This is a genomic window from Vibrio sp., assembly GCF_050299255.1.
Lineage (GTDB): Bacteria > Pseudomonadota > Gammaproteobacteria > Enterobacterales > Vibrionaceae > Vibrio.
This window is the reverse complement of sequence record NZ_JBNKVP010000163.1, coordinates 1-2367: the sequence shown is the minus strand read 5'-3', so window position 1 is coordinate 2367 and position 2367 is coordinate 1. Positions and strand designations below refer to the sequence as shown.

Below are 2367 nucleotides of genomic sequence, written 5' to 3'. Positions count from 1 at the left end.
ACAAAGGGATTGCGACCATCATCAAGGCTCGACATTTTCCATTTGAGAACTTCACCATCAGCACGGGTGCGGCTACCGGGCTTGGTCAAGCCGTTAAAGCAGGGACAATCAGTAAGTCTATGGCGGATATTGCCCGGACTTCTTCCAAAGCCTTACAGGCGGCATCTGCTGCGGTTAAGAGCATGGACAAAGATGGTAAGGTCACCAGTTGGACCAGTGTCGTCGCTGCCTATATTGCTGGTCCTAGCGGGTCACAGCTCGATGGTAGTGTTGGCCCCATTTTTCAGGCGGAAGGTTTGCAGGCAACCTTCCTGCAATACGGTACGCCATGGCTGGGCCTGGTGGAAACCTATGTGCGTGAAGGTGAGCTTAGTACTGATGACTGGTTGGGTGCGATTGCATCCACAGTGGGCACAGTAATCGATGCAAATGTCAAAACAGGTGGGTTTGAAGGTGTCGCGCAACGTTCTGCGCTTAAGGCGCTGGCCGGCGGTGCTATTGGCAGCTTTAGTGATACTCCGGATTTTGCGTTTGGCTTGATCTCTAACAGTGTGGGTAATGAACTGGGGAATTATCTGGGGCACTCTATCGTACAGGCGACGAGCCTGACTGAACAAAACCAGAAAATTGCCAACTTGGTTGAAAGGCGTCGCATCAACAATGCCATTGTTGATAAGTTAGAAGAAAGCTATAAGCAGGTTACTCCCGCAATGGCTGACAAGTTGCATGAAAGTGTAGCTAATGGAGAGTTCGATCAGGGCTTCAAGAGCAAGGACATGGGTGCACTGAATGCCAAAGATGCCGTTTATGGAGCTTTTGAAGCCGGAGTTGGTGATGATATTGGCACCAAATACCTGTCTGCGGCTCTGGTGGAAGACGCGCTTACCAATCCAGAATCGGCAGCGCTGTTGTATGGCGTGATGATCGAAGAAACCACCCATCAACTGGCCAGTGCGTTTGAGAAGGAGTTGGGGATTAAGGATCTGCTTGGTGATGAAGGGGCCCTGGTGGCTCGCCAGTTAATGATAGATCAGGCTAAAGATCTTGCTGCTCAGGGTAGGCAGCAAGGGTTGTTTGCAGGGGAGCTTGCATCTCTAGGTTTCAGCTTTAGTACTAGCATTGATGGACAGCAACAAATTTTCAATACAAGCCTTGGTGATTTAGCATATTCAATTCCACAGAACTTTGGTGTCGAAAGGTTATTAGCTGATTTGACGGATGGAACGACAGAGTTTTCAAAAAATCAGGAACGGTCATTTCAAGAATTCGGAATTAATGCCAGGTTTACAAATATGGCTGTAAATGCTCTTGCAAATGATTCCTTGCCTGGAGCATCTCTGAAAGAAAATGGAATTGCAGAAGCTTTGCAATTGATCAAATCAGATAGCTTTAACAGTGATTTTTCCCCATATGGCCTGATTTTTAACGGAGTAGATGCCGAGTCGTTGCAGAACCAGATTAGGTCGAAACTACAACGAGAGGGAGCAAGTGCGGCGCAGATTGAAAAAGTTTTTGAAGGTCTAAATCTCAATGCATTAACACAACAAACCGTCGCCTCTGCAGGCGCTGCGAATGTTGTAGTTGCTTCAAACGGACCTGTAGCAATCCCAGATGCATTGACAACACTAGCAAGCAATGCTGCACCTGTACTAGAAACGATAGGGGAAGGCGCTATAGAGCTAGCAAAAGTGGCTGATAAATGGTACGTGGAATATGCAATGATGGCGCTTGATATTGCGGCTGGTCCGGTTAAATTTGCGGTCGGCAAGGCGATTGAATATGCGGTTGGAGATGAAATTGGGGCTGCTGCAGGTTATGTGCTTAATAAGGTTGGTTCGACTCTGGTTGAAAATGGAGTTATTGATGATCCTGAAAAAGCTGGTAAGATTGCATTAGGAGTAGTAGCAACTGGAATGTTGATTGTTGGGGCAAGGGTTGCACTCAAGAATATGCCTGAGCTGGTTAAAGGCTATAAAAATCTCTTGAGTAAATTGAGAAAGAGTCCTGATAGGGTCGATGTTCCAGACAGTACTCGTGTTATAGATAAGTCGTGGAAACAAAAAATAGAAGGAACTGCTCAGGCCACGGGCGATGATGCAGCTCATCAGATAAGGACATACCGAGAGGCTATAACTTTAGCTAAAGATCCAGATGTTATAAGTGTTAATTTGGATCACGGGTATAATCGCGCTTTGAGGTTAGATCCAAAAACTATCGCGCCAAACCGTAGACCAGATGTAACTGCTGTATACAGTGATGGTCGTGTCGCGCGTGTAGAGGTTCAATCTGAAACAGATGTTCCCGCAATTTTAAGAAGTCGGAATGCCGCACTAGATGCACAGATTCGAGCACAAGGCTTTACACCTC

1 protein-coding gene is annotated in these 2367 nt (G+C 46.8%); it reads left to right on the top strand.

All coding sequences use genetic code 11. The features are described from left to right. The coding region (locus ACQY6F_RS18765) for a hypothetical protein (RefSeq protein ID WP_428776621.1) at positions 1-2367 on the top strand (2367 nt) is incomplete at both ends.